General features: G+C 72.7%; 21 protein-coding genes. All 21 read left to right on the top strand.

The genetic code is table 11. The features are described 5' to 3' along the window. Nucleotides 1-120: 120 nt before the first annotated feature. Nucleotides 121-882 (top strand): SDR family NAD(P)-dependent oxidoreductase, encoded by a 762-nt coding sequence (locus ACPZVR_RS05770; protein ID WP_436698616.1) that lies wholly within the window; start codon nucleotides 121-123, stop codon nucleotides 880-882. Beyond that, nucleotides 798-1700 (top strand): SDR family oxidoreductase, encoded by a 903-nt coding sequence (locus ACPZVR_RS05765; protein WP_436698615.1) that lies wholly within the window; start codon nucleotides 798-800, stop codon nucleotides 1698-1700. Before ACPZVR_RS05770 ends, ACPZVR_RS05765 begins: the two co-directional genes overlap by 85 nt. Before the next feature lie 192 nt (nucleotides 1701-1892). Next, on the top strand, nucleotides 1893-2153 hold the full coding sequence (locus ACPZVR_RS05760) for a hypothetical protein (protein WP_436698614.1): 261 nt from the start codon (nucleotides 1893-1895) through the stop codon (nucleotides 2151-2153). Further along, the gene (locus ACPZVR_RS05755) at nucleotides 2150-2647 is read left to right on the top strand and encodes a flavin reductase family protein (RefSeq protein WP_436698613.1); all 498 of its coding nucleotides are present in this window, start codon (nucleotides 2150-2152) and stop codon (nucleotides 2645-2647) included. The genes ACPZVR_RS05760 and ACPZVR_RS05755 overlap by 4 nt, the downstream gene beginning before the upstream one ends. Beyond that, on the top strand, nucleotides 2647-6177 hold the full coding sequence (locus ACPZVR_RS05750) for an indolepyruvate ferredoxin oxidoreductase family protein (RefSeq protein WP_436698737.1): 3531 nt from the start codon (nucleotides 2647-2649) through the stop codon (nucleotides 6175-6177). Before ACPZVR_RS05755 ends, ACPZVR_RS05750 begins: the two co-directional genes overlap by 1 nt. A 246-nt stretch (nucleotides 6178-6423) precedes the next feature. Next, the gene (locus ACPZVR_RS05745) at nucleotides 6424-7659 is read left to right on the top strand and encodes an LLM class flavin-dependent oxidoreductase (protein WP_436698612.1); all 1236 of its coding nucleotides are present in this window, start codon (nucleotides 6424-6426) and stop codon (nucleotides 7657-7659) included. Further along, nucleotides 7656-8822, top strand: a complete 1167-nt coding sequence (locus ACPZVR_RS05740) for a sugar ABC transporter substrate-binding protein (RefSeq protein WP_436698611.1) — start codon at nucleotides 7656-7658, stop codon at nucleotides 8820-8822. Before ACPZVR_RS05745 ends, ACPZVR_RS05740 begins: the two co-directional genes overlap by 4 nt. Nucleotide 8823: 1 nt before the next feature. Beyond that, nucleotides 8824-10320, top strand: a complete 1497-nt coding sequence (locus ACPZVR_RS05735; protein WP_436698610.1) for a sugar ABC transporter ATP-binding protein — start codon at nucleotides 8824-8826, stop codon at nucleotides 10318-10320. A 26-nt stretch (nucleotides 10321-10346) separates the two neighbouring features. Then, nucleotides 10347-11375 (top strand): ABC transporter permease, encoded by a 1029-nt coding sequence (locus tag ACPZVR_RS05730; RefSeq protein ID WP_436698609.1) that lies wholly within the window; start codon nucleotides 10347-10349, stop codon nucleotides 11373-11375. 74 nt (nucleotides 11376-11449) lie between these two features. Next, entirely contained in the window at nucleotides 11450-12661 is a 1212-nt protein-coding gene (locus ACPZVR_RS05725; protein WP_436698608.1) for an LLM class flavin-dependent oxidoreductase, read from the top strand. Further along, nucleotides 12661-14301 carry an amidohydrolase gene (locus ACPZVR_RS05720; protein ID WP_436698607.1) on the top strand — a complete coding sequence of 547 codons (1641 nt, stop codon included), beginning with the start codon at nucleotides 12661-12663 and terminating at the stop codon, nucleotides 14299-14301. The genes ACPZVR_RS05725 and ACPZVR_RS05720 overlap by 1 nt, the downstream gene beginning before the upstream one ends. 54 nt (nucleotides 14302-14355) lie before the next feature. After that, nucleotides 14356-15558, top strand: a complete 1203-nt coding sequence (locus ACPZVR_RS05715; RefSeq protein WP_436698606.1) for a hypothetical protein — start codon at nucleotides 14356-14358, stop codon at nucleotides 15556-15558. Nucleotides 15559-15562: 4 nt separating this feature from the next. Next, the gene (locus ACPZVR_RS05710; RefSeq protein ID WP_436698605.1) at nucleotides 15563-16030 is read left to right on the top strand and encodes an Lrp/AsnC family transcriptional regulator; all 468 of its coding nucleotides are present in this window, start codon (nucleotides 15563-15565) and stop codon (nucleotides 16028-16030) included. Nucleotides 16031-16254: 224 nt separating this feature from the next. Beyond that, entirely contained in the window at nucleotides 16255-16608 is a 354-nt protein-coding gene (locus ACPZVR_RS05705) for a prepilin-type N-terminal cleavage/methylation domain-containing protein (protein WP_436698604.1), read from the top strand. Nucleotides 16609-16686: 78 nt separating this feature from the next. Next, nucleotides 16687-17793: a type IV pilus twitching motility protein PilT gene (locus tag ACPZVR_RS05700; protein WP_436698603.1), complete on the top strand. Its 1107-nt coding sequence runs from the start codon at nucleotides 16687-16689 to the stop codon at nucleotides 17791-17793. Nucleotides 17794-17807: 14 nt separating this feature from the next. Continuing rightward, the gene (locus tag ACPZVR_RS05695; protein WP_436698602.1) at nucleotides 17808-19553 is read left to right on the top strand and encodes a GspE/PulE family protein; all 1746 of its coding nucleotides are present in this window, start codon (nucleotides 17808-17810) and stop codon (nucleotides 19551-19553) included. Between the two features lies 1 nt (nucleotide 19554). Beyond that, entirely contained in the window at nucleotides 19555-20760 is a 1206-nt protein-coding gene (locus ACPZVR_RS05690; protein ID WP_436698601.1) for a type II secretion system F family protein, read from the top strand. After that, a complete protein-coding gene (locus ACPZVR_RS05685) occupies nucleotides 20760-21236 on the top strand; it encodes a type II secretion system protein (protein WP_436698600.1) in 477 nt (158 codons plus the stop codon). The genes ACPZVR_RS05690 and ACPZVR_RS05685 overlap by 1 nt, the downstream gene beginning before the upstream one ends. After that, on the top strand, nucleotides 21230-21895 hold the full coding sequence (locus ACPZVR_RS05680; protein WP_436698599.1) for a PulJ/GspJ family protein: 666 nt from the start codon (nucleotides 21230-21232) through the stop codon (nucleotides 21893-21895). The genes ACPZVR_RS05685 and ACPZVR_RS05680 overlap by 7 nt, the downstream gene beginning before the upstream one ends. An 11-nt stretch (nucleotides 21896-21906) precedes the next feature. Next, nucleotides 21907-24120 (top strand): hypothetical protein, encoded by a 2214-nt coding sequence (locus ACPZVR_RS05675; protein WP_436698598.1) that lies wholly within the window; start codon nucleotides 21907-21909, stop codon nucleotides 24118-24120. Beyond that, nucleotides 24102-24917: a prepilin peptidase gene (locus ACPZVR_RS05670; protein WP_436698736.1), complete on the top strand. Its 816-nt coding sequence runs from the start codon at nucleotides 24102-24104 to the stop codon at nucleotides 24915-24917. The genes ACPZVR_RS05675 and ACPZVR_RS05670 overlap by 19 nt, the downstream gene beginning before the upstream one ends. Nucleotides 24918-25073: the final 156 nt, after the last annotated feature.

The raw sequence follows: 25073 nt of genomic DNA, 5'->3' as shown, positions 1-25073 counted from the left end.
CGGCGCGTCCTGCGCAAGATTCCTGCGTCCGGGGCCGGCGTGCGTTCACTTCCCTGTCCGTCGTCATGAAACTGCGTCCTCTCGACGACGTCCGCGAGGACACCACGGAAGGGAAGTGCGATGACGGGGCGACTGGAGGGCAAGCGGGCCTTCATCACGGGGACCGGGAGCGGGCAGGGGCGGGCGGCGGCGCTGCTCTTCGCGGCGGAGGGAGCGGTCGTCGCGGGCTGCGACCTGGACCCGGAGGGCGCGGCGCAGACCGTCGCGCTGGTGGAGGCCGCGGGCGGGACCATGGTGTCGAGCACCGTCGACCTCGCCGACGGCGATCAGGTGGAGGGCTGGATCGAGGCCGGCGTGCGTGACCTCGGCGGGATCGACGTGCTCTACAACAACGCCTCGGCGCCCCGGTTCGCGGCCATCGAGGACCTGACGGGGGAGGACTGGCACTTCACGCTGCGCAACGAGCTCGACCTGGTGTTCTGGGCCTGCGTCAAGGCCTGGCCTCGGCTCCGGGCGGCCGGAGGCGGTGTCATCCTCAACACGGCGTCGATCTCGGCGCACATCGCGGCGCCCGGTCCCGGGGCGCTCGCGCACGCGGCGGCCAAGGCCGGGGTCGTCGGCATGACCCGGCAGCTCGCGGTCGAGGGAGCCCCGCACGGCATCCGCGCGAACTCGATCTCGCCGGGGACCATCGACACCCCCGCGAACGACGCGCTCAAGGGGGATCCCGCCGTCTGGGAGGCACTCATGGCCGGCTACCTGATCAAGCGGATGGGCACACCCGAGGAGGTCGCGCAGTGCGCGCTCTACCTCTGCTCCGACGAGGCGGCCTGGGTGACCGGCGCCGACTTCGCCGTCGACGGCGGGGTGCGGGCGTGGTGAGCGCGGGTCGGCTGGCCGGCCGGCGTGTGGCCGTGACGGGGGCGGCGCGCGGCATGGGGCGCAGCCATGCGGTCGCGGCGGCGGCACAGGGGGCGGCACTCGCGCTGCTCGACGTGGAGGCGGCGGGGGCCGAGCTCGCCGAGACGGCCCGGCTCGCCGGGGAGTACGGCGGCGCCGTCGCGACCGGTACGGCGGACGTCCGCGACGCCCCCGCTCTCACCGCGGCGGTGGATGCCTGTGCCGGGGCGCTGGGCGGGCTGGACGGCCTGGTGGCGAACGCCGGGGTCGCGACGTCGGCCGCGCCGACCTGGCTGACGTCCGCCGAGGAGTGGGACCGGGTCCTGGCGGTCAACCTGACCGGCACCTTCCACACCGTGCGGACCGTCGTGCCCCACCTGGTCGCGGCGGGTGCCGGGGGCTCGGTCGTGTTGGTGGCCTCGACCGCCGCCGCGCGGCCGCTGCCCCTCGCGGCGTCGTACAACGCGTCGAAGGCGGGGGTCGTCGCGCTCGGGCGCACCCTCGCCCAGGAGCTCGGCCCGCTCGGCATCCGGTGCAACACCGTGCTGCCCGGTTCGGTGGAGACCCCGATGACCGACGAGCTGGCGGCGGCCGCGGGGCTGACCCGCCAGCAGGTCCTGGACGGGCTCCTCCCGCAGCAGCTGCTGCGCAGGGTGATCCAGCCCGCCGAGGTGACCGACGCGGTCCTCTACCTCCTCGGCGACGGCGCCGCGAGCGTCACCGGCACCGAGCTGCGCGTGGACGCCGGCCTGACCCAGCGCAACGCGGCGATCCCGGACGGGCTCCTCGAGGGCGCCTGACGCCTCGGGATGGGCCCGCGCGCAGACTTCTCGCCCTCGGCGACGTGACGCAGAGCACGATTCTTGCGACCTCGGCGAGGCCTTCGGAGGTGCTCTGGCGCGGGTCCCGTCCCCTCCCTGGAATGGGCGCACACACCGGCCCTCTCGACCGGCGGTCGCCCCGCCGTCGAGCCCGTCCCAGAGGAGGACCCCTTGCTGATCGACGTCGACCTCGGCTCGCTGCCACCGCGGATGGTGCTGCGGGAGCCCGACGCCCTCACATCCCTCGCCGTGCGCGTCGACCGCCCCACCCACACCGTCATCGACCGCGCCGAGCTGGTCGCGCTGGCCGGCCCGCGTGGCCGCGACGCCGCCTGGCTCGCCGAGCTCGACGCCGTCCTCGCCGCGGCCGAGCGGCACGGCTGGACGACGCCCGACGGTCGCGTCCGGGCGCACGTGGAGTGGTCGGCATGACGGCGATGACGGTGGATCTCAGCGCGGCCCGCTTCCGCGAGACCCTCGGCCACCTGGCCACCGGCGTGACCGTCGTGACCGCCCACGGCACCGACGGTCCGGTGGGCATGGCGGCCAACTCGGTGACCTCGGTGTCGCTCGACCCGCCGCTGGTGCTGCTCTGCGCCGCGCACTCCTCGAGCACCTGGCCACTCATCCGCGCCACGGGCGGCTTCTGCATCAACGTGATGGCCGAGCATCACGCCGATCTGTGCCGCCGCTTCGCGGCCAAGGGCACCGACCGGTTCGCCGGCGTGTCCTGGGAGCAGCGGCCCTCTGGCCCGGCGTTCACCGACGCGGTGGCGTGGGTCGAGTGCCGGATCCGGCAGGAGCACGAGGCGGGCGACCACGTGATCGTGGTCGGCGAGGTGACCGATCTCGCCGTCGGCGGATCCGCCGACCCGCTGATCTTCTTCAAGGGCGGCTTCGGCCGCCACCGCGGACTGGGGGCGTGATGCGGACCGTCGACACCCCGCGCGAGTTCCGGCCGGGCAAGCGCTACGAGCTCCCTGCCGGCGAGACGCTGCTCACCGGGCTGCAGGCCCTGGTGCGCCTCGTGCTCGACGTACGTCGTGAGGACGCCCGCGCCGGCCTGGACACCGCCGCGTTCGTCGCCGGCTACGAGGGCTCGCCCCTCGCCGGGTTCGACCTCGAGCTGCAGCGGCAGAGCGCGCTCCTCGACGAGCACCGGGTCGTGTTCAAGCCCGCGGTGAACGAGGAGCTCGCGGCCACCGCCGTCCAGGGGTCCCAGCTCGCCTCGGTCGCCGACGACCGGCTGCACGACGGCGTGCTCGGCGTCTGGTACGGCAAGGCACCGGGCCTGGACCGCGCCACGGACGCCGTACGGCACGCGGTGCTCGGCGGCACCGCCCCCACCGGTGGCGTCCTGGCGCTCGTGGGCGACGACGCGACCGCCAAGTCGTCGACCGTCCCGAGCAGCTCCGAGGCGGCCATGGCGGAGACCGGGATGGTCGTCCTGGCGCCCTGCGACGCCGAGGACATCCTGTTCCTGGGCCGCCACGGCGTCGCGCTCTCGCGGTTCTCGGGGCTGTGGGTCGGGCTCAAACTCGCCACGAACGTCGTCGACGGCGGCAGCACGGCCACGGTCCACGACGACGCCCAGCCGGTCGTGCTGCCGAGCCGGAGCATCGACGGCGAGGAGTACGTCCACGCCGTCTCCGCGGACTACGTCCAGCCGACGCTCGGCACGCTCGAGCGCAGCCTGACCCACCAGCGGCCCGAGCTCGCCCGCCGCTACGCCCGCGCGAACGGGCTGAACCGCGTCGTCGGCGACACCGACGCGCGCGTGGGGATCGTCGCCGCCGGTGGTACCTACCTCGACGTCCTCCAGGCCCTGTCCCGGCTCGGCATCGATCCCGAGCGGCTCGATGACTCCGGCGTGCGGCTGCTCCGCCTCGGCATGGTGGCGCCGCTGGACCCGGTCGTCGTCACCGAGTTCGCCGAGGGCCTGGACGAGATCGTCGTGGTCGAGGAGAAGCGTGCCTTCATCGAGCTCGCCGTCAAGGACGTGCTGTACGGCCGGGCGGGTGCCCCCGCCGTGCACGGCCGTCGCGGTCCGGACGGAGGCGTCCTGCTCCGCGCCGACGCCGATCTGCCGCCGGCCCTGATCGCCGCGGCTCTCGCACCCCGGATCGGCGCCCGCCTCCCGGCCGGGCATCCGACCGCCGGCGCGGTCACCGCGCACGTCGCCGGAGAGGAGAAGCGGGCCGCCCGGATCCGTCCCCGGCTGCCGGTGCTGCCGCTGGTGAACCGGACGCCCTTCTTCTGCTCCGGGTGCCCCCACAACCGCTCGACCGAGGTGCCCGACGGCAGTCTGGTGGCCGCGGGAATCGGCTGCCACGGCCTGGCCACGATGCTGCCGGCGGAGCGGGTGGGCCAGGTGATCGGCCTGTGCCAGATGGGTGGTGAGGGGTCCACGTGGATCGGCATGGAGCCGTTCGTCGGCACCGAGCACCTCCTGCAGAACCTCGGCGACGGCACCTTCCACCACTCCGGCAGCCTCGCGGTGCGCAACGCCGTCGCCGCCGGCAGCAACATCACCTTCAAGCTCCTCTACAACGGGACCGTGGCGATGACCGGTGGACAGGACGCCGTCGGCGGGATGAGCGTCCCGCGGATCGCGGCATCGCTGCTCGCCGAAGGAGCCCGCCGGGTGGTGGTGACGTCCGACCAACCCCGCCGCTACCGCCGGATCCGGCTGCCCCGCGGCGTGGACGTCCGGCACCGCGACGACCTCGTCGCCGTCCAGGAGGAGCTCGCGGTGGTGCCCGGGGTGACCGTGCTGATCCACGAGCAGGAGTGCGCGACCGAGCTGCGTCGCAAGCGCAAGCGGGGGCTGGTGGAGAAGCCGAAGGTGCGCGCCTTCATCAACACCCGCGTGTGCGAGGGGTGCGGTGACTGCGGCGCGAAGTCGAACTGCCTGTCGGTGCAGCCGATCGAGACCGAGTTCGGCCGCAAGACGCAGATCCACCAGGCCTCGTGCAATATCGACCTCTCCTGCCTCGACGGCGACTGCCCGTCGTTCCTGACGGTCGTGCCCGGGCGCGGCGCGGAGCGGGAACAGGTCGCTCCGCTCGACGCCGCCGACCTGCCGGCTCCCGTGCCGTGCGTGGACCCGGCGGACTTCGGCATGCGGATCACCGGCATCGGCGGCACCGGGGTGGTCACGACCGCCCAGGTGCTGGCGACGGCCGCGGCCATGGCCGGCTTCCACGTGCGCAATCTCGACCAGCTCGGCATGGCGCAGAAGGGGGGCGCGGTCGTGTCCGACCTGCGCCTGTCGACCCGGCCGATCCTCGGCACCAACAAGCTCGCGCCGGGGGAGTGCGACCTCTACCTCGGCTGCGACCTCGTGGTCGCCGCGAGCCCGGTCAACCTCGAGGTGGCCGATCCTTCGCGGACCGTCGCCGTCGTGTCGACCTCGCAGGTGCCGACCGGTGCCATGGTGCGCGACGTGGGCACGACCTTCCCCGACCCCGATGCGCTGGCCGCGCCGATCCGCGCCGTCACGCGCGGCGACCAGGGCGCCTATGTCGACGTGCGCGGCACGGTGCTGGCGCTGTGCGGCGACGACCAGTTCGCCAACATCTTCCAGGTCGGCATGGCCGTCCAGTGCGGCGCCCTGCCCGTGCCCGCGGACGTCATCGAGGAGGCGATCGGCGTCAACGGCGTCGCGGTCGAGGCCAACCTGCAGGCGTTCCGTCGTGGTCGCCAGATCGTCGCCGACCCGGACGCCTTCCGTCGGGCGATCCCCGCGGCACCGCTGCCGGAGGCGGCGTCGGCGCGGGCCGAGCGGCTCGTCGCCGACACGGCACTCGACCTGCCCGACTCCCTCCGTCCCGCGCTCCTGCGCCGGGTCGACGAGCTGATCCGCTACCAGGACGCCGGCTACGCCCGGCGCTACCTGACCGAGCTGGCCGATCTGACCCAGCTGGTCGCCGTCGTACCGCCGGGGGAGGAGCGCGAGGCCGTGCAGCGGCTCGTCGTGGAGAACCTCTTCAAGCTGATGGCCTACAAGGACGAGTACGAGGTCGCGCGGCTGAGCATCGATCCGCAGCTGCGCCGCGAGCTCGCCGCGGAGTTCGGTACGGGCGCGCGCTTCGCGATCCGGCTACAGCCGCCGCTGCTGCGGGCGCTGGGCATGCGCCGCAAGATCGCGCTCGGCGCCTGGGTGCTGCCGATCCTGCGGCTGCTCTACGGGCTGCGGCGACTGCGCGGGACGCCGTTCGACGTCTTCGGCTACGCCCGGGTCCGCCGCACGGAGCGGGCTCTCGTGGGCGAGTACGTCGCCGCGCTGAGGCTGGTGCTCCCCGCGGCCACCGCGGACGACAGCGCCCTGGTGCGCGAGCTGGCCGGACTGCCCGACGTCGTCCGCGGCTACGAGGAGATCAAGCTCGCCAACGTCGAGCGGTTCCGCGCCCGCCGGCTCGAGATCGAGCGCGCCGTCTGCGGCTCCCGCGCGTGAGCGCCCGGCGGCCGCGCGACGCAAGGATCGCGCGGCCGCCGGGGTGATCTGACGCACATTCCTTGCTGCGCGGGCAGGAGACCTTCGATGTCCCGCGCACCTCCTTCTCGCCGTGATCCGGAGGTCACAGGATCGGGTCCGCGTGACCCAGGCAACACCGAGCGAACGCCTTCGCGCAGCACCGCCGGTCATCGCCCGGCGACACCGAGACAGGTCGACAGACACCGACAGAAGGGCCGAACAACCGTGACTGATCCCGACATCGCGAGCTCCGGGCTCGCCCTGCCCGGCACCGTGGACTCGATGCAGTTCGGCGCGTTCTTCGCGCCGCACCATGCCCCCGGAGGGAGCGTGACCCGCGACCTGGCCCGCGACCTGGAGCTCGTCGAGTGGCTCGACGAGCTCGGGTACGACGAGGCGTGCTTCGGCGAGCACTACACCTCCGGCTACGAGATCTACGCCTCGCCGGAGCTGATGATCATGGCCGCGGCCGGCCGCACCCGGCGGATCACTCTCGGCACCGGCGTCTCGTCGCTGGCCTACCACCACCCGCTCGTCGTCGCGAGCCGGATCGCCCAGCTGGACCACCTCACCAACGGCCGGATCTTCTTCGGCGTCGGTCCCGGCTCGCTGCCCTCCGACGCGCAGATGATGGGCATCCCCTACACCGAGAACCGCCGCCGGATGGAGGAGTCGATGGATGCGATCTTCCATCTCTTCACCTCTGACGAGCCGCTGACCGTCGACCGCGGCTGGTTCAAGCTCGAGGACGCGCTGCTCAACTACAAGACCCTCCAGCGGCCGCACCCGCCGATCGCCGTCGCGTCGGTCGCCTCGCCGAACGCCCCGCGGATCGCGGGGAAGTACGGCCTCCCGATGCTGTCGCTGACCGCGAACAACCCGGTCAACTTCGAGATCTTCCGCGAGCAGTTCGCGATCCTCCACCAGCGCTCGGAGGAGTTCGGCGTGGCGCCGGCGCCGCGCTCCGCCTGGCGCCTGGTCGGGCCGATGCACATCGCCGAGACCCGGGAGCAGGCCGAGCGCGAGGTCGCGCACGGCCTGGACCGCTGGATGGACTTCTTCTTCCGGATCCCCGTCGACTACATGGTGCTCAAGGACGAGCACGGCGACCCGGTCAAGGACCCGCGCAACGTCGACGTCATCCGCGGCACCGGCTTCGGCGTCATCGGCACCCCCGACGACGCGATCGCCCACATCGAGCGCCTGCAGGAGGCGACCGGCGGGTTCGGGAAGTTCCTCTTCATGACCCACAACTGGGCCGACCGCACCGCCACGCTGCGCTCGCACGAGCTGATCGCGGAGTACGTCATGCCGCACTTCCAGGACGGGGTGCGGAGGCGCGAGGAGCGCTGGACGGACCTGCAGAAGACCGTCGGGCGTGCGATGTCGGACATGCAGGCCGGCATGACCGAGGCCGTCGAGCGCCATCAGCGCGAGTACCAGGGAGGGGCGGGCCGATGAACAGGCGCATCACGAGGACGGCCGCGACGGTGGCCGCGACGACGCTGCTCGTCCTCACCCTGGCCGCGTGCGGCGCGACCGAGGAGGGCGGTGGAGAGGGCGGCGCCGGCCTGAGCGACGCGACGCGGGCGCGTCTGGAGGAGACGGTCACCGCGGCGACGAGAGCCCCCGAGTTCGCCCACCCCGGACCGCCCATCGACGTCGCCGCGCTGCGCGGCAAGGTCTTCTACGTCATCCCCCTCGCGTCGAACTCCGAGTTCAACAAGGTGAAGTCCGAGGCGACGGTCGAGGCCGGCGAGGCCGCCGGCGTCGAGGTCAAGGTCTACACGACCACGGGCGTACCGAGTCAGTTCCAGCAGGGCATGGAGCAGGCCATCGCCGAGGGCGCGGCCGCGATCCTGCTCGACGGCCCGGACCCGGCGCTGCTGCGCCCGCAGATCGAGCAGGCCCGCAAGGCCGGGATCCCGGTCGTGGTCAACCACGCCCTCGACACGACGCTGGAGGAGCAGACGGTCGCCGAGATCCCCGGCATCGCGATCGGCGTCCCCGGCCCGTTCAGCGCCGCGCAACGGCTGCTCGCCGACTACGTCGCGCTCGAGTCCGGTGGCGGGGCGGAGACCCTCTTCCTCGGCCTCGACGACCTGGGCGAGCGGGCCAAGGTGATGGAGGAGGGCTACCGCGACGAGCTCGAGGACGTCTGCCCGGACTGCGAGGTGACGGTCGCGAGCACGACCTTCGCCGACGCCGCTGCCAGCACGACGAACGCCGTGCAGACCGCGCTGCGCAAGAACCCCGATCTCGACTACGTGGTCGCCCCGCTCGACTTCGTGGTGCCCTACGTCGAGACGGCCCTCAAGGCGGTCGCCAACACCACCACCCGGATCGTCACCTTCAACGGGACGAGCGCCGTGCTCACGTCGCTGTCGGAGAGCGGGCCGCAGGTCGCCAACCTCGGCGAGCCGATCACGCTGATGGGCTACACGAGCCTCGACCAGGCGATGCGCCTGGCTCTCGGGCAGCCCGCCGTCGAGGAGCCCGCGTTCACGCGGCTCTTCACCGCCGACAACATCGACGAGGCGGGCGACCCGCCGGCCGTCGACGGTGGGTACGGCGACCTCGACGCCTTCGTGGACGGCTACCGCGAGCTGTGGGGCGTGAGCTGAGATGGCCGCGGCTCTGGCGCTGCGGGGCGTGACGATGAGCTTCGGCGCGAGCCGCGTCCTCGACGGCGTCGACCTCGACATCGGCGGTGGCGAGATCCTCGGCCTGCTCGGTGCCAACGGGTCCGGCAAGTCGACGCTGATCAAGGTGCTCGCCGGATTCCACGCCGCGAGCGCCGGCGAGGTCGTCGCGGGTGAGCGACGGGAGCACCTGGACGGGCGGCCCGACCTCGGCGAGGCGCTGGGAGTCCGCTTCATCCACCAGGACCTCGGTCTGGTGCCCAGCCTGACCGTGCTCGAGAACCTCTTCGGGCCGGACCTGGCGCGTCGGCGCGGGGCGGGCATCCGGTGGGCCGCCTGGCGCGCCCGGGCGCGGGAGCTGCTGGCGTCGTACGGCCTGGACGTGGCACCGGAGGCCGTGGTCGCGACCCTGCCCATCGGCACCCGCGCACGGCTCGCCATCGTGCGGGCCGTCAGCGGAGGCCGGCCGGCCGTCCTGGTCCTCGACGAGCCGACCGTCTTCCTGAGCGCGCCGGAGCGGGACGACCTGTTCGCGCTGCTCCGCCGGCTCGCCGCGCTCGGCACCGCGATCGTCCTGGTCTCCCACGACCTCGAGGAGGTGCTGGCGCTGTGCGACCGGCTCGCCGTGCTGCGCGACGGACGACTCGTGGCCGCCGTCCCCGTCGTCGGGCTGACGCAACAGGACGTGGTCGACCTGATGGTCGGCACGGACGTCGGGGTGCCACCGGTCAAGCCGGGCGTCGCCCCGGGCGAGCCGGTGGTCGCGGTGCGCGCCGTCTCCGGCCGGCAGCTGCGGGAGGTGAGCCTGACCGCGGCGGGCGGCGAGATCGTCGGGCTCACCGGTCTCGCCGGCTCCGGGTACGAGGAGCTGCCCTACCTGCTGTACGGCGCCGCGCCGGCCCGTTCCGGCACGGCGCTCCTGCCGGGCGGGGAGGTCGCGCTCGCCCGGATGTCGCCCAGCCGGGCGGTGCGCAGCGGGCTGGTGCTCATCCCGGCGGATCGGCAGGCCGACGCCGTGGTCGGCGACCTCAGCCTCGAGGACAACATCGGCCTCCCCGTGCTGCGGCGTCACACCCGGCGCGGCAGCCTGCGCCGGTACTCGCTGCGCGCGGTCTGCGGTGAGCTGCTCGACCGCTTCCGGGTCCGGCCCGCGCAGCCGACGGCCGCGGCGATGGCGCTCAGCGGGGGCAACCAGCAACGCGCGGTGCTGGCCAAGTGGCTGCAGACCGACCCGCGGGTGATCCTGCTCGACGAGCCGACCCAGGGCGTGGACGTGGCCGCGCGGATGGACATCTTCCGCATCCTGCGTGCCGCCGCGGCCGGCGGCGCCACGATCCTGTGCGCCAGCTCCGACCACGACCAGCTCGCCGACCTGTGCGACCGGGTCGTGATCTTCCGCGACGGTCGGGCTGTCAGCGAGCTCACCGGCGCCGACCTCGACGCCCGACGACTCCACGAGGCCTGCGCGCTCGCCGGCTAGGCGACCCGGCCCGGAAAGGAACCACCATGACCGAGACCTCGGCCTTGACCGCGACCGACGCCTCCGCCGGCGGCGACAGGCCCGCCGCGCGCCGCTCGCTGCCGCGCCCGGGCACGCTGCTGCAGGGCTACGCGCTGGTCCTGTGCTGGCTGTTGATGATCGCCGGCTTCTCCCTGGCGCTCGGCGAGTCCTTCCTCAGCTGGCAGACGCTCGGCACGATGTTCAGCTCGCAGACCGTGCTGCTGCTGCTCGCCCTGGCGACCTTGCTGCCCCTGACCGCCGGCGACTTCGACCTGTCGGTGGCCGCGACCCTGACGGTCAGCGGGATGACCCTGGCCGTCCTCGACGTGCAGCACGGCTGGCCGATCGCCGCTGCCGCTGCCGTCGCGCTCCTGGTCGCGGTCGGCACCGGCCTGGTCAACGGGCTGCTGGTCGTCGGCTTCGACCTCGACTCCTTCATCGTCACCCTGGCGACCTCGACGGTGCTCTCGGGGCTGGTCCTGCTGATCAGCGACACCAGCACCGTGACCGGCGTGGAGCCGCAGATGAGTCGCTGGATCATCGGCGAGCGGCTGTTCGGCGTCTCCCTGCAGTTCTACTACGGCCTGGCCGTCGTCCTCGTCCTGTGGTGGGTGCTGACCCGGACGCCGGCCGGCGTCCGGCTGCTGTTCGTCGGGCGCAACCGCTCGGTGTCGCGGCTCAGCGGTGTCCGGGTCGGCCGGGTGCGGGTCACCGCGTTCGCGGCCAGCGCGGCGCTCGCCGGCCTGGCCGGGATCGTCCTCGCCGGCGGGCAGGGCGGCATCGACCCGACGTCGGGCACCAGCTTCCTGCTGCCGGCGTACGCCGCGGCCTTCCTCGGCGCGACCGCGATCCGGCCCGGCCGGTTCAACCCGGTGGGCACCCTCATCGCCGTCTACTTCCTCGTCACCGGCATCACCGGGCTGCAGCTGCTCGGCGCCGACGCCTACGTCCAGCAGCTCTTCTACGGCGGCGCGCTGCTGCTCGCCGTCATCGGCTCCCGGATCGCCAGCCGGCGCGAGACCCGCGCCGCCTGAGGCGCCACCCGCCTGTCCCGTCGTACCCCACCCCACCGAGCCGACCGGCTCCCACCCGAAGGAGAGAGATCCCCATGCGAATGCGCTTCGGCGTCTTCATCGCCCCGTTCCACAACCGGATGAAGAGCCCGACGGTGGCGCTGCACCGCGACCTCGACCTGGTCCAGCACCTCGACGCACTCGGCTTCGACGAGGCCTGGATCGGCGAGCACCACTCCGGGGGCGTCGAGCTGGTGCCCAGCCCCGAGATCATGCTGGCCACGCTCGCCGAGCGGACCCGGCGGATCCGGCTGGGCACCGGGGTCACCTCGCTGAGCTACCACCACCCGATGACGGTCGCCGAGCGGATGGTCCTCCTCGACCACCTGACGATGGGCCGGGTCATGCTCGGCGTGGGCCCCGGCGCGTTGGCCGTGGACGCCTACCAGCGCGGCATCGACCCGCGTGACCAGCGCCGGCGGATGGAGGAGTCCCTGGAGGTGATCCTCGACCTGTTCCGGGGCGAGGGCCTGGTGACGCGCTCGACCGACTGGTTCGACCTGGTCGACGGGCATCTCCACCTGCGGCCCTTCCAGGAGCGGATGGACGTCGCGGTCTCCGCGATGGTGTCGCCCACCGGGCCTGCCCTGGCCGGCCGGACCGGCTCGGGGCTGCTCTCGATGGGGGCGACGCTGATCGAGTCGGCGCGCGACGCCCTCGCCGCCCACTGGGACGTCTACGCGGCCGAGTGCGAGAAGGCCGGACACGTGGCCGACCGCGGCCGCTGGCGCCTGGTCGCGCCCTTCCACGTGGCCGAGACCCGCGAGCAGGCGATGAAGGAGGTCGAGTACGGCATCAAGCAGTGGGCCGACTACGAGCTCGACGTCGCGAACCTCCCGCTGGTCGGTGAGGCGCGCTCGCCACGCGAGGCGGCCGAGCACATGGTCGAGGTCGGCGCCGCGGCGATCGGCACCCCGGCCGACCTGATCGAGATGATCGAGAAGCTGCAGGCGGAGTCGGGTGGCTTCGGCACGCTGCTCAACATGGCGTGCAACTGGGCGGACGACGCCGCGACGAAGCGTTCCTTCGCGTTGGTGGCCGACGAGGTCATGCCGCACTTCCAGGGCCAGCTCGACTCCCTGCGCGGCTCCTACGACTGGGGCACCGAGGCCAAGGCGGTCGTCGGGGGCAAGGCCGGCGAGGCCTTCCTCAAGGCCACCAGCGGCTACTTCGGTGCCGACCACGCGCGGACCCGCCGGCTGGCGGACATGCTCGGCGCGATGGCCGGCGAGGGGAAGGCCGAGTGATGCGGACCGACGCGGCCACGCCGGTGGACGTCCTGCTCCGGGTCGGGGCGGGTCACACCTTCGACGGCGACGGGCCGGCCGTCCGTGCCGTCGCCCTGGGCAACGGCCGGATCCGGGCGACGTCGACGGAGCCGGACGGTCTCGACGCGCTCACCGGCCCGGGCACGCGGGTGGTCGACGACCCGGACCTGGTCGTCCTGCCGGCGTTCAGCGACACGCACATGCACCTCGAGTGGGCCGCGGCCGACGCGCTGGCGGTGCCGCTCGCCGACGTGACCTCCCTCGAGCAGATGGTGGGCCGGCTCGCCGAGCGGGCGGTCGCGACACCGCCCGGCGACTGGGTGATCGGCTCGGCCGACTGGCACGAGTCGGGGTTGGCCGAGGGGCGGATGCCGACGGTCGACGAGCTCGACCGGGCAGCGCCGAGCCACCCGGTCGTCGTACGTCGCGGCGGCCACAACCTGGTCGCCAACTCGGTCGCTCTCGCCCGGGCGGGGATCGTCGCGGCCACGCCCGATCCTCCCGGCGGGCGGATCATGCGCTTCGAAGACGGCCGCCCGACTGGCTGGCTGATGGGGCCCGCGGCGATGGACCCGGTGACCCGGCTGCTGCCGGAGCCGACGCTCGCGCAGCGGGCCGACTCCCTCGCCGCCTTCGCCCGTCGCCTCAACAGCCACGGCATCGCCGCGATCCGCGACGCCGGCGGCAGCGCGGACGCGCTCGACGTCTACCAGGCGGTCCGCGACCGCGACGAGCTGAGCATCCGCACCCGGATGCTCGCCCTGCTCCCGCCGGCCGGCGACCTGCAGGCCAAGCTGGCCGAGATGGAGCGGTGGCCCGTGCGCAGCGGGTTCGGCGACGACTGGCTGCGGATCGAGGGGCTCAAGGTGCTCCTCGACGGTGGGGTGGAGGGCGGCGCGCTGGAGGAGCCGTACGCCCACGATCCCGGATTCACCGGGCACCTGCTGATGGACCCCGCCGACCTGGAGACCCTGCTCGCGGCGGGTCTCGGTCGGGGCTGGCGCTTCGCGGTGCACACGGTCGGCGACCGGGCGCTGCGGCTGCTCCTCGATGCCTACGAGCGGGTGAGCGATCCCGGAGCACGCCGGCCCGGTGCGCTCACGGTCGAGCACGCGATGCTCGCGCCGGGTCCGCTGCGGCACCGGGTCCGCGAGCTGGGCGTCCACGTCACGGTCCAGTACATGCTCCTGCACCGCCTCGGGGCCAACGCCGTCCGGTTCTGGGGACGGGAGCGGGCCGAGCAGGCCTTCCCGATCCGATCCTGGGTCGAGGAGGGGGTCGTCGTCGCGAGCGGCAGCGACGCCGTCGTGGCGAGCTGGGACGTGCTTGCGGCGATCGCCGGCATGGAGACCCGCGCGACGGCCGCGGCCGGTCCGCTCGGGCTCGATCAGGCGATCGACCGGCGCACCGCGCTGGAGCTGGCGACGTCCCGCGCCGCGGACCTGGTGGGCGACGGGCACGTGCGCGGCAGGATCCGGCCGGGGCTGGCCGCCGACCTGGTTCTCTTCCGCGGCGCCGACCCACTGTCCTGCCCGGTCGAGGAGCTGCCCGCACTGCGGCCCGCGCTCACCCTCGTCGGCGGCCGGCCGGTCCACGACCCCGAGGGACTGCTGCCGTGACCCTGGTCGGTCCGCGGTCGCGCCGCGGGCCGGCCGGGTGGAGGATCTGATCGCATGGAGCACCCGATCCCCGACCCCGCCCGGCCCGCCGGCTCGCCCGGCAGCGTGCGGCACGTCGTCAGCCACCTGCCGCGCGGCCTGTGCGTCATCACCCTCAGCCGGGCGGGTGCCGACCTCGCGGTGCCGGTGCAGACGATGGTCGCGCTCGGCGAGGACCCGCCGCAGGCGGCGCTCGTCCTCGCTCCCGGCGACCTCGGCGACCTCGTGCTCGGGGAGGGGGAGGGGATCGGGATCAGCGTGGTGTCCTCCGAGGACGAGCGGCTGTCCCGTCAGCTGCTCCCCGGGGCGCCGCTGCCGCTGGACCCCGGGGCCTGTCGGCGCGGGCCGCACGACGTACCGGTCCTGAGCCGGTCGGTCGCGTGGATCGAGGCCGCGGTGCACGCGGTGGAGGAGGCGGGGGGACTGCTGGTCGTGCTCGCCGACGTGCGGTCGCACGGTGAGAGCAGCCTGACGCCCATGGTGGAGTACCTCGGCGGGTACGGCGACCTGACCGTCTCCATGCTCGCCGCGCCCGACGAGAACCTGCGCCACCAGCTGGCCCTCGTCGACCGGATCCGCGAGGAGATGGAGTCGGTCGCGTTCGAGCTCGGCTGCCGGGTCGTCGCGCAGACACTGGTCGACGACCAGCTCGTGTTCCTCGCCAGCGCGGGACACATCTCCCACTACGTCAGCCCGGTCATGACGGTCGGCAACCGGGCCGCCGTCGTGCCACCGCTGGGCGCGCTCTTCCTGGCCTGGGCGCCCGAGCCCGAGGTCGAGCGCTGGCTCGGGCCGCTCCAGGAGCCGGACGAGCGGGCCCGGGCCCGCGCGGTGCTCGCCCGGGTGCGGGACAGCGGCTACACGGTCTACCTGCGCAGCGAGGCCGACACCGAGGTGTGGGCGCTGTCCGCCCGGGGGCAGCTCCCGGTCGTCGTCGACGAGCTCAGCGACGAGCAGCGGCGCATGGTGCACGGGATCCGCCAGGACCCGGCGGGCTTCGGTCCCGACGACGTTACCGAGGTGGAGTGGCTGGCGGTGCCGGTCTTCGGCGAGGACAGCAGGGTCGCGCTGATCCTCGGGGTGGAGGGGTTGGACTATCCCCGCGACTGGGAGGAGTTCGAGGCCCGGCTGGCCCGGTTGGAGCAGGCGGCGAGCATGGCGACCCGCGCCATCGGCGGGAAGGTTCCGCTGCCCGGTGCGGCCGACAGGAGCGCTTGAGGAGATGGTGAGCGACAGCAACCAGGCACACCTGGACCAGATCGACCTGGCGATCCTCGACCTCCTGCGCGAGGACGCCCGGCGTACCGTCACCGACATCGCCGCGCGCGTGAACCTGTCCCTCGCGCCCGTCAAGCGACGCATCGACCGGCTGGAGCGATCAGGGATCATCCGCGGCTACACGGTGCTGCTCGACCCTCGCGCGACCCGGCCGCGGGTCGAGGCCCACGTCGAGGTGAAGCTGGTCGCCGACGACCCAGAGGACTTCGTCGCCTGGCTCCGGGGCATCGACGCGGTCGTCGAGATCCTCTCCGTGGCCGGCGACCACGACCTGATCGTGCGGCTCCTGGTGGACGACGTCCAGCAGCTGCACCGGGTCGTCACCGCCTTCCGCAAGGACCCGCGGGTGGCCGGCACCCGGACCACCGTGGTCCTCGGCGCCTGGGTCCGGGAGGCGCGCCCCGGCGCGTGAGCCGGCCGCCGGCCGCCGAGGTGGGCGTCCCGGGTCCCAGCACATAGTCGACCTCCGCGAGGGGGCGATTGGCGAGAATTCCCCAATATTTGGGGTGTTTCGGCCGCCCCGGTAAAGAAAACCGGATTGTCGTGACGCGGGGTCCGGGCGGGCGTTTCCTAGACACAGCGCTCGGGGGCTGCTCCTCACCTTCCATCACCCCTTCTCCTTCCGGAGGCTTTGGCATGCGCCGAATCACTGACCGCCTCACCGAGGCGCGCCGCGACGACCGCGGCTTCACGCTCATCGAGCTGTTGATCGTCATCATCATCCTCGGCGTCCTCGCCGCCATCGTCGTGTTCTCCGTGCGGGGCATCACGAACAACAGCGAGCAAGCCGCCTGCAAGACGGAGTACCGGATCGTCAACACCGCGATCGAGGCCTATGTCGCCGAGAACAACGGTGCCGAGCCAGCGAATATCGCCGCACTCGTGCCCGGCTTCCTGAAGGAGGCTCCGAACGAGTACGTCACCAAGATCGGCGGAACCCCGCCGGAGGCCTTGAACGCGGCAGACGAGGACGCCGCAGCGGCCTGCTGACGTCCGATCGGCGCGGGGGCGGCCGTCGTTCCGACGTCGGCCCTCCCACGTCGCCGGCTCCACCACCGAGGGGGTTTCGTGCACCACCACCCGCAGCGCATCGGCGACCGCGTCGACCGGCTCCTGGGCATCCTCTGGGACGCCCACGGCACCGACCTCATGCTGACCGCCGGACTGCCGCCGATGATCCGGGTCGACGGCACCTTGGCACCGGTCCCCGGTCAGCCGGCGCTCGCCGCCGACGACACCGACGCGCTGCTGTCCGAGGTGCTGACGCCCGAGCAGCGCGGCGCCTGGGAGTCGCGCCACGAGTACGACTTCTCGTTCTCCTGGCGCGAGCATGCGCGGATCCGCGGCAACGCGTTCACCCAGCGGGGGCTGACGGCCGTCGCCCTGCGGATGATCCCGCGCACCGTGCCGACACCCGACGACCTCGCCCTGCCTCCCGTCCTGCGGGAGCTGTCGATGCGACACCAGGGGCTGATCCTGATGACCGGGCCGACCGGGTCCGGCAAGTCGACCACCCTCGCATCGCTCGTCGACCTGATCAACAGCAACCGGGGCTGCCACATCATCACCGTCGAGGACCCGATCGAGTACGTGCACGACCACAAACGTGCCGCGGTCAACCAGCGCGAGGTCGGCACCGACACCGCGACCTTCGCCGACGCGCTCCGCTCGGTGCTGCGCGAGGACCCGGACGTGCTGCTCGTCGGGGAGATGCGCGACCTCGAGTCGATCCAGTTCGCACTCACGGTCGCCGAGACCGGGCACCTGGTCTTCGCGACCCTGCACACCAACGACACCGCCCAGTCGCTCGGCCGGATGATCGATGTCTTCCCTGCCGAGCAGCAGGCCCAGATCCGGGTCCAGCTCGCGGCAGCGCTGTCGTGTGTCGTCTACCAGCGGTTGGTACCACGGGTGGGCGGCGGCATGGTCGCGGCCTACGAGGTGCTCGTCGCGACGCCGGCCGTGCGCAACCTGATCAAGGAGGGCAAGACCCACCAGCTGCGCAACTCCCTCGTCACGGGTGCTCAGGACGGCATGCTCACCTTGGAGCAGTCGCTCTCGCACCTGATCCGGCACGGCATCGTCACCGAGGAGGAGGCGGCCGCGCGCAGCCTCTATCCCAAGGACATCGACGCCCGCCCGCGGTACGCCGCGGCCGCGGGCGCGCGGCAGTAGGGCGGGTCGGTCCCATGAGGGTGAGGGGCAAGCACACCAAGGTCGAGGCGCCCGTCGCCGTCCCGCGCGGCGACGAGGACGACGCGCGGCTCGGCCGCATCCTGGTGGCCGCGGGGCGGGTCCAGCCCTACCAGCTGGACGCCCTCGACGGCAGGGAGGACGACGACGGCGCGGACCTTGCGCAGCGACTGGTGGCCAGCGGGGCCATCACCGACGAGGAGCTCGCGCGCACGCTCGCCGACCACCACGGCGTCGGCCTCGCCGACTTCCGCGACCTGACGCCTGCCGCCGACGCGGTCGCTCTGCTCACCCGGGACCAGGCGGTCACGCTCGACGCGCTGCCGATCGTCCTGGAGGACGACGGGGTGGTCGTCGCCGTGCTCGACCCCGCCCCGGAGCGGACGGAGGCGCTGGTCGCCGTGCTCGGCCGACCGGTCCGCCCCCTGGTCGCCACGCGGCGGGACCTGGACCGCGGCCTCGCCCGCTCCTACCGAGCCACCCAGGACGTCGGCGGACAGGTCCAGGCGTTCGAGGCGCGCGACGTGCTGCGCAGGGAGGCGGCGGGACTCGACGACGTCACCGTCAACGAGGAGGCGCCCGTCGTCCGGGTGGTGCACGCGGTCATCACGCAGGCGCTGCGCGACCGGGCGTCCGACATCCACGTCGAGCCGACGGGGGAGCGGGTCCGCGTGCGCTTCCGCATCGACGGCGCGCTGAGCGAGGTGCTGGACCTGCCGGCGTCGATCGGTCCCGCGATCGTCAGCCGCGTGAAGATCCTCGGCGGCATGAACATCGTCGAGCGACGCCGTCCTCAGGACGGCCAGATCTCCATGGTGGTCGACGGCCGCGAGGTCGACATCCGGGTGTCGACCACGGCGGTCGTCGGAGGGGAGAAGCTCGTGATGCGGGTCCTCGACAAGAGCCGCCCGCTCTTCGCGCTCGAGCAGCTGGGCATGCCCCCCGACACGGCCGCCCGCTACACGCGGCTGATCCACTCGCCGTTCGGGATGGTCATCTGCGCCGGCCCCACCGGTGGCGGCAAGACCACGACGCTCTACGCGTCCCTCGGCGAGCTCAACAGCCCCGAGAAGAACCTGATGACGATCGAGGACCCGGTCGAGTACACCTTCGACTCGATCAACCAGATCCAGATCAACGAGCAGGCCGGCATCACCTTCGCCGGGGGCCTGAAGTCCATCCTGCGCCAGGACCCCGACGTGATCCTCGTCGGCGAGATCCGGGACGTGGACACCGCCCGGATCGCCGTCCAGTCGGCGCTGACCGGGCACTTCGTGCTGTCGTCGCTCCACGCCACGGAGGCCGTCTCCGCGCTCTACCGCCTGCTCGACATGGGCATCGAGGCGTTCCTCATCGCGTCGTCGGTGACCGCGGTCGTCGCCCAGCGCCTGGTCCGCCGCAGCTGCACGTCCTGCCTCGCGCCGTACCGACCCGCGCCGGACGAGCTGGCCTTCGTCCAGCAGTTCGGCGGCGCGGAGCCGATCGGCGGCTGGCAGCACGGCACGGGGTGCCACTTCTGCGCGCACACCGGCTATCTGGAGCGGATCGGCGTCTACGAGATGCTCGTGGTGACCGACGAGGTGCGCGAGCTGATCGTCGACCGGGCGCCGCACGACCAGATGCGCAAGCTCGCCCGGAGCCAGGGGATGCGCACTCTCCAGGAGCAGGCGGTCCGCCTGGTCGGCGACGGCACGACCACGGCCGCCGAGGTCATGCGCTCGATCTACGTCGCGGGGGTGTGAGATGCCGAAGTACGCGTTCGCCGGAGTCGACCTGGAGGGCAGGCGGGTCACGGGCACGCAGAAGGCGCCGAGTCGCGGCGACGCGGAGGTCGCGCTCTACCAGCGGGACCTGCGCGACCTGCGGGTCACCGAGAAGCGCAGCATCCTCCAGTACGAGATCTCCGGGCCGCGGATCAAGAAGGAAGAGGTCATGCACCTCTCCCGGCAGATCGCGGCCTTCCTGCGCGCCGGACTGCCGATCCTCGACGCGGTCCACTCGATCGGTGCCGAGAGCGAGAACTCGTCGGTACGCCGGATGATGCACGACATCGAGGACGGCCTGCGCGTGGGCGAGCGGTTCTCCGAGACGCTGGAGCGCTACCCGAAGGTGTTCCCCGAGTTCTACCGCGGCATCGTGCGCTCCGCCGAGCTCACCGGCGAGCTCGACACCGTCCTGTCGCGCCTCGCGGTCTACCTGGAGCGGGACATCGAGGCCCGCCGCAAGATCAAGTCGGCGCTGATGTACCCGATCGCCGTCGCGGCGATGTCCGTCGTCACCGTGCTGGTTCTCGCCGTCTACGTACTGCCGAAGTTCGAGGACTTCTTCGTCAGTCTGGATGCGGAGCTGCCGCTGCCGACGCGGATCCTGCTCGGGACCACGCGCTTCCTCGGCAACTGGTGGTGGGCGATCGCCGGAGGCCTGGCCGCGGCGACGCTGGCGTTCCTCGTCTCACAGCGCTTCGAGCGGGGGAAGTACGCCTGGCACGCGTTCCTGATGAAGGTGCCGGTGCTGGGCGAGACCATCCAGTACGCACTGGTCGAGCGGTTCTGCCGGGTGATGGCGTCGATGGTCGCCGCCGGCGTGAACCTGCCCGAGGCGATCCGGGTCGCCACCGACTCCCTGCGCAACCGCGTGTTCGTCAAGCGCCTCAACGGCGTCACCGAGCAGATGCTGGAGGGCCAGGGGCTGGCCGGGCCCCTCGCGCGCACGCGGCTCTTCCCGGGGACGGCGACCGCGATGCTCCGCGTCGGCGAGGAGACCGGCTCGATGGACACCCAGCTCGAGGTCACGGCCGAGTACTACGAGGACGAGCTGGACTACAAGATCAACAAGCTGACCGCGCTCTTCGAGCCGATCGTGATCATCGTGATGGGCGGCATCGTCGGCTTCGTCGCCGTCGCCCTGGTGTCGGCGATGTACGGCATCTTCCAGCAGGTGGAGATCTGATGGCTCCGGCCCGGCGTCCCCGCGACCTCGGGTCGGACCATGGGGCGACCCTGGTCGAGGTGCTGGTCGCCCTGTCGATCCTCAGCATCGCCGGCGTGGCGATCCTGGCCGGCATCGAGACGACCATCCGCACCTCGGACATGCATCGCAAGCAGAGCGTCGGGGGAGCGAACGTCCGCAACTACGCCGAGGCCGTCCAGGACTACGTGGCCGCGGGCAACTACGACCCCTGCGCCGGGGGCGTCGACTACGCACCCGGCACGGTCGGCTACGAGGACGACCCGGGCGACCCGTACGTCCCGGGCTACGACAGCGTGGTGCCACTGGCCGGGGACGGCACCGAGCTCGGCTGCGACGCGGACGACGGCGTCCAGCGGATCCGCTTCACCATGGAGACGACCGACGGACGGGTGTCCGAGGAGCTGGTCGTGATCCTGCGTGACCCGTGCGCGAGCGGCGGCGACCCCGGATGCTAGGGCGTGCGGGTCCCGACCGTGCCCCGCGGCGCGACGACGACCGCGGGTTCACGCTGATCGAGGTCCTCACCACGGTGGCCATCCTGGGCGTCATCTCGTCGGCTCTGGTCGGCATCGTGATCAGCTATCTCAAGCACACCGTCGACACGCAGTCGCGGATGACGGAGTCGCTGGAGCTGCAGTTCGTCACGGCGTACTGGCAGCGGGACGTGTCGAGTGTCGGCGTGCGCAGCACGACCTACGACGACGACGACCACGCCTTCCCGCTGGTGCGCTCGGTCAACGTCGGACCGTGTCCCGCCGCGGCCGCCCTGGACGAGGTGATCACCCTCGCCTGGAGCCAGTACGTCGACCCGGACCTGGAGTCCGACGACCCCGCGGGCGTCGTGGAGGTCAAGGTGACCTACGGGACGCGCGGCACCGCGGGCGACCTGGAGCTGGTCCGGGTCCGCTGTGGGACCGCGCCGAGTGAGCTCGTGGTGGCCGAGCACCTGACCGCGGTGATGCCGGAGTGCTCCGGCGGTGTGAGTGGCTGTGACGACGACACGGGGGCGGTGCCGACCCGGATCAGCCTGACCCTCGGCGTGCGCGACCCCGAGGGCCACGGCGCGACCGACATCGAGGACCAGACCATCGCTGGCGAGCGGAGACAGTCATGAGGTGCTGGCGGGTGCGTCGTCGACGCGGTGACGAGGGAGCGGTGCTGATCATCGCGCTGATCATCGTCACCGTGGTCGCGCTGGTGACCGGACTGGTGCTGACCCGGGGGGACGGCAGTCTGCGGGCCACGGTCGCCCTGCGCAACGTCGCCGCGTCGTCGTACGCCGCGGACGGGGCGGCCCAGATCGTCCTCAACGACCTGCGCACGGGATTCTGGGACACCTCCGACGACCAGGCCGGCAACGACGTTCCCCCCGACTGGGTCTTCACCAACGCCGTCGGCGACAGCTGCTTCGGCGACGACGTCACCGACGACGACGACATCACCTCGGCCGACGACGACCTCGTGCTCAGCAGCTTCTTCCCGGCCGGGAAGTCGAGCGGCGACGCCCCTGCCTCGGCGTACGTCCACTGCCGGCCCGAGAAGGCCACCGGCGAGCAGGGCACCGTGCGCGTCGTGTCCGACGCCAACAGCCCGGGCGACGCGATCATCACCCTGGGCAGCGGCGGCGAGGACGGGCTCTACAACTTCAACAAGGTGCTCAAGGTCCGCGGCGGCATCCGGTCGAACTCGACGATCAACGCCAACAAGGACATCCAGGTCGATGACGCCGACGTGCGGTCCAGGAACGGCAGCTGCACCAACGTCGCGGTCAGTGTCGGCTACACCTGCGCGACCGACGGCGGCGTCGACGCCGGCCTGTTCGACGTGGCCAAGTACGACGCGGACATCTCCTCGATCGCCGAGGTCTCCTGGCAGCCCGTGCCCGCCTGCACGGGAGCCTTCGTCGCGTTCGCGCCCGGCTACTACGACGACGCCGCCGCGCTGGAGGCGCTCAACAGCTGCAACAAGCCGCTGTGGTTCAAGCCAGGGACCTACTACTTCGACTTCCACAACGACGACAACGGCGACCCGCTGTTCGAGGCCGGGATCGCCGGCGACACCGACAACGAGTGGCTGATCGAAGGGCGCAAGGTGATCGGCGGCGCGCTCAAGCCCGGACTGACCCTCGACAACAGCACGCCGGTGCCGGGCGCCTGCCAGAACCCGATCGAGGACGTGACCGCGCAGGGGGTGCAGTTCGTCCTCGGCGGCGACAGCCGGATCAACGTCGGGTCGGACTCGCTCGTGGAGCTGTGCGCGGACTACCGGGCCGACCAGCCGCCCATGGTGGTCTACGGACCGCGCGCGACGGACGCGGACTTCGGCGGCAACCCCACGCTCACGCAGCTGACGGGCAGCACGAACGGGTCGACCACGACCGCGGACGCCGCCGTGACCGCCCCCGGCAGCCACGGCACCTTCGTGGGCGGGACGCGGGCTGCCTTGCAGGACGCGGGCAACGGCTCCGCGGTGTGGAGCCGGACCACCTCCACCGGGGGCGCGCAGACGCGGACGCTCACCATGACGGGGTTCCCGCCGTCCCAGGCGGTGCCGAGGGGCGCGGTCCTGACCCAGGCACGCGCGATCGTGCGCCATCGCAACGGCGGGACGGCCACCAACGCGGCCACCCTCCGCATCGTGCCGGCGGCCGCCGGGGCGCCTGCCCTCGACCCGGTCGTGCTCGGCCGCCCCGCGAGCCTCACCGACGAGACCGTGGACCTCAAGACGGCGCTGTCGGCGGCCCAGTGGAGCCGCTTCGCCAAGGGCGTGCACGACCACGGCTACACGGGCGCGACGGTCGAGTACGCCGCGACGCTCCCGACCGGGTCCGCGGGCTCCCCACGCGTCGCCGAGGTCGACCTCGTCCGCCTGGAGCTGGAGTACTACGTCCCCCGGCTCCGGGGCACCTCGGCGATCCCGACCAACTGCGTCACCACGATCGGCGCGAGCGGCTGCTTCCAGCTCGACACCCACAAGAAGTCCGAGGTCTACCTCCAGGGCACGACCTTCCTGCCGCAGGGGCGCATCGACCTCGAGGTGGCGAACACCGACCACCAGGTGTTCCGGTGGGGGGTGATCGCCCGCTCGATCCAGGCGAACCTCAACGGCGCGTACAAGGAGGACGGAGCGCTCATCGAGCTGCCCGACAACTCGCCGGGCCTCGGGCTGAACGGGACCATCGTCCAGTTCGACGTCCATCTCTGTCCCGATGCGCCCACCTGTGACGCCAGCGGCCGGCTCGCCCTCAAGGTCCGCGCCCAGATCTGGGACGTCGACGGCGACGCGACCACCACGGGCGACCGCGAGGTGACGGTCATGAGCTGGAGCCACCAGCGCTGAGCGAGCACGCCTTCCTCGCCGTCGCCGTACCGGCGCTCGCCGGCCTCCTCGGGCTGGCGGTCGGGTCGTTCCTCAACGTCGTGGCGCAGCGGGTGCCGGCAGGGCGGTCCGTCGCGCGGCCGCCGTCGGCCTGCCCGCGCTGCGCCCATCCGATCCGCGCCCGCCACAACGTCCCGGTGCTGGGCTGGCTGGTGCTGCGGGGGAGGTGCTTCGACTGCGAGGCGCCGATCAGCGCGCGCTACCCGCTGGTCGAGGCCGGCACCGGGCTGGCGTTCGTGCTCGTGGCGGTGCGCTTCGGCGCCGACCCGGAGGGCCTGCGGCTGCTCCCGGCGTATCTCACCTTCGCCGCGGTGGCCGTCGCGCTCGCCCTGATCGACCTCGACGTGCACCGGCTGCCGGACGCGATCGTGCTTCCGTCGTACCCGGCCCTCGCCCTGTTGCTGGCGGTCGGCGGGGACGGTCGGGCGCTGTCGCGGGCCGCGACCGGGGCGGTGCTGCTCGGTCTCTTCTTCCTCGTCGTCTGGTACGTCGCACCCGGCGGGATGGGGTTCGGCGACGTCAAGCTCTCCGGCCTGGTGGGCGCGATGACGGCGTACCTGACATGGGGCACCTTCCTGGTCGGCGCCTTCCTCGGGTTCGTCCTGGGCGCCGTGGCCGGGGTGCTGCTGATGGCGGCCGGGCGGGCCGGGCGGCGGACGGCACTGCCGTTCGGCCCGTTCCTCGTGGTGGGAGCGTGGAGTGCCATCCTCGGGGCCGGTCGGCTCGGCGACCTCTATCTGACCTCGCTCGGTCGCTGACCGCGTGGTCCGCGACGCGCTGGACCGGGTCGCTCACGCGCAGCCGTTGTACATGTCCGTGCGCGACGAACAGACTCCGCCGGCGCCGCCCAGACCCCCGCCGCGACGGCAGCGACGATTCCCATCGCCCAACCGATCACCCAGTCGGGGAACGGG

The sequence above is a fragment of the Nocardioides segetis genome (assembly GCF_051390595.1).
Taxonomy (GTDB): domain Bacteria; phylum Actinomycetota; class Actinomycetes; order Propionibacteriales; family Nocardioidaceae; genus Nocardioides.
This window is presented reverse-complemented; position numbering and strand designations above follow the sequence as displayed.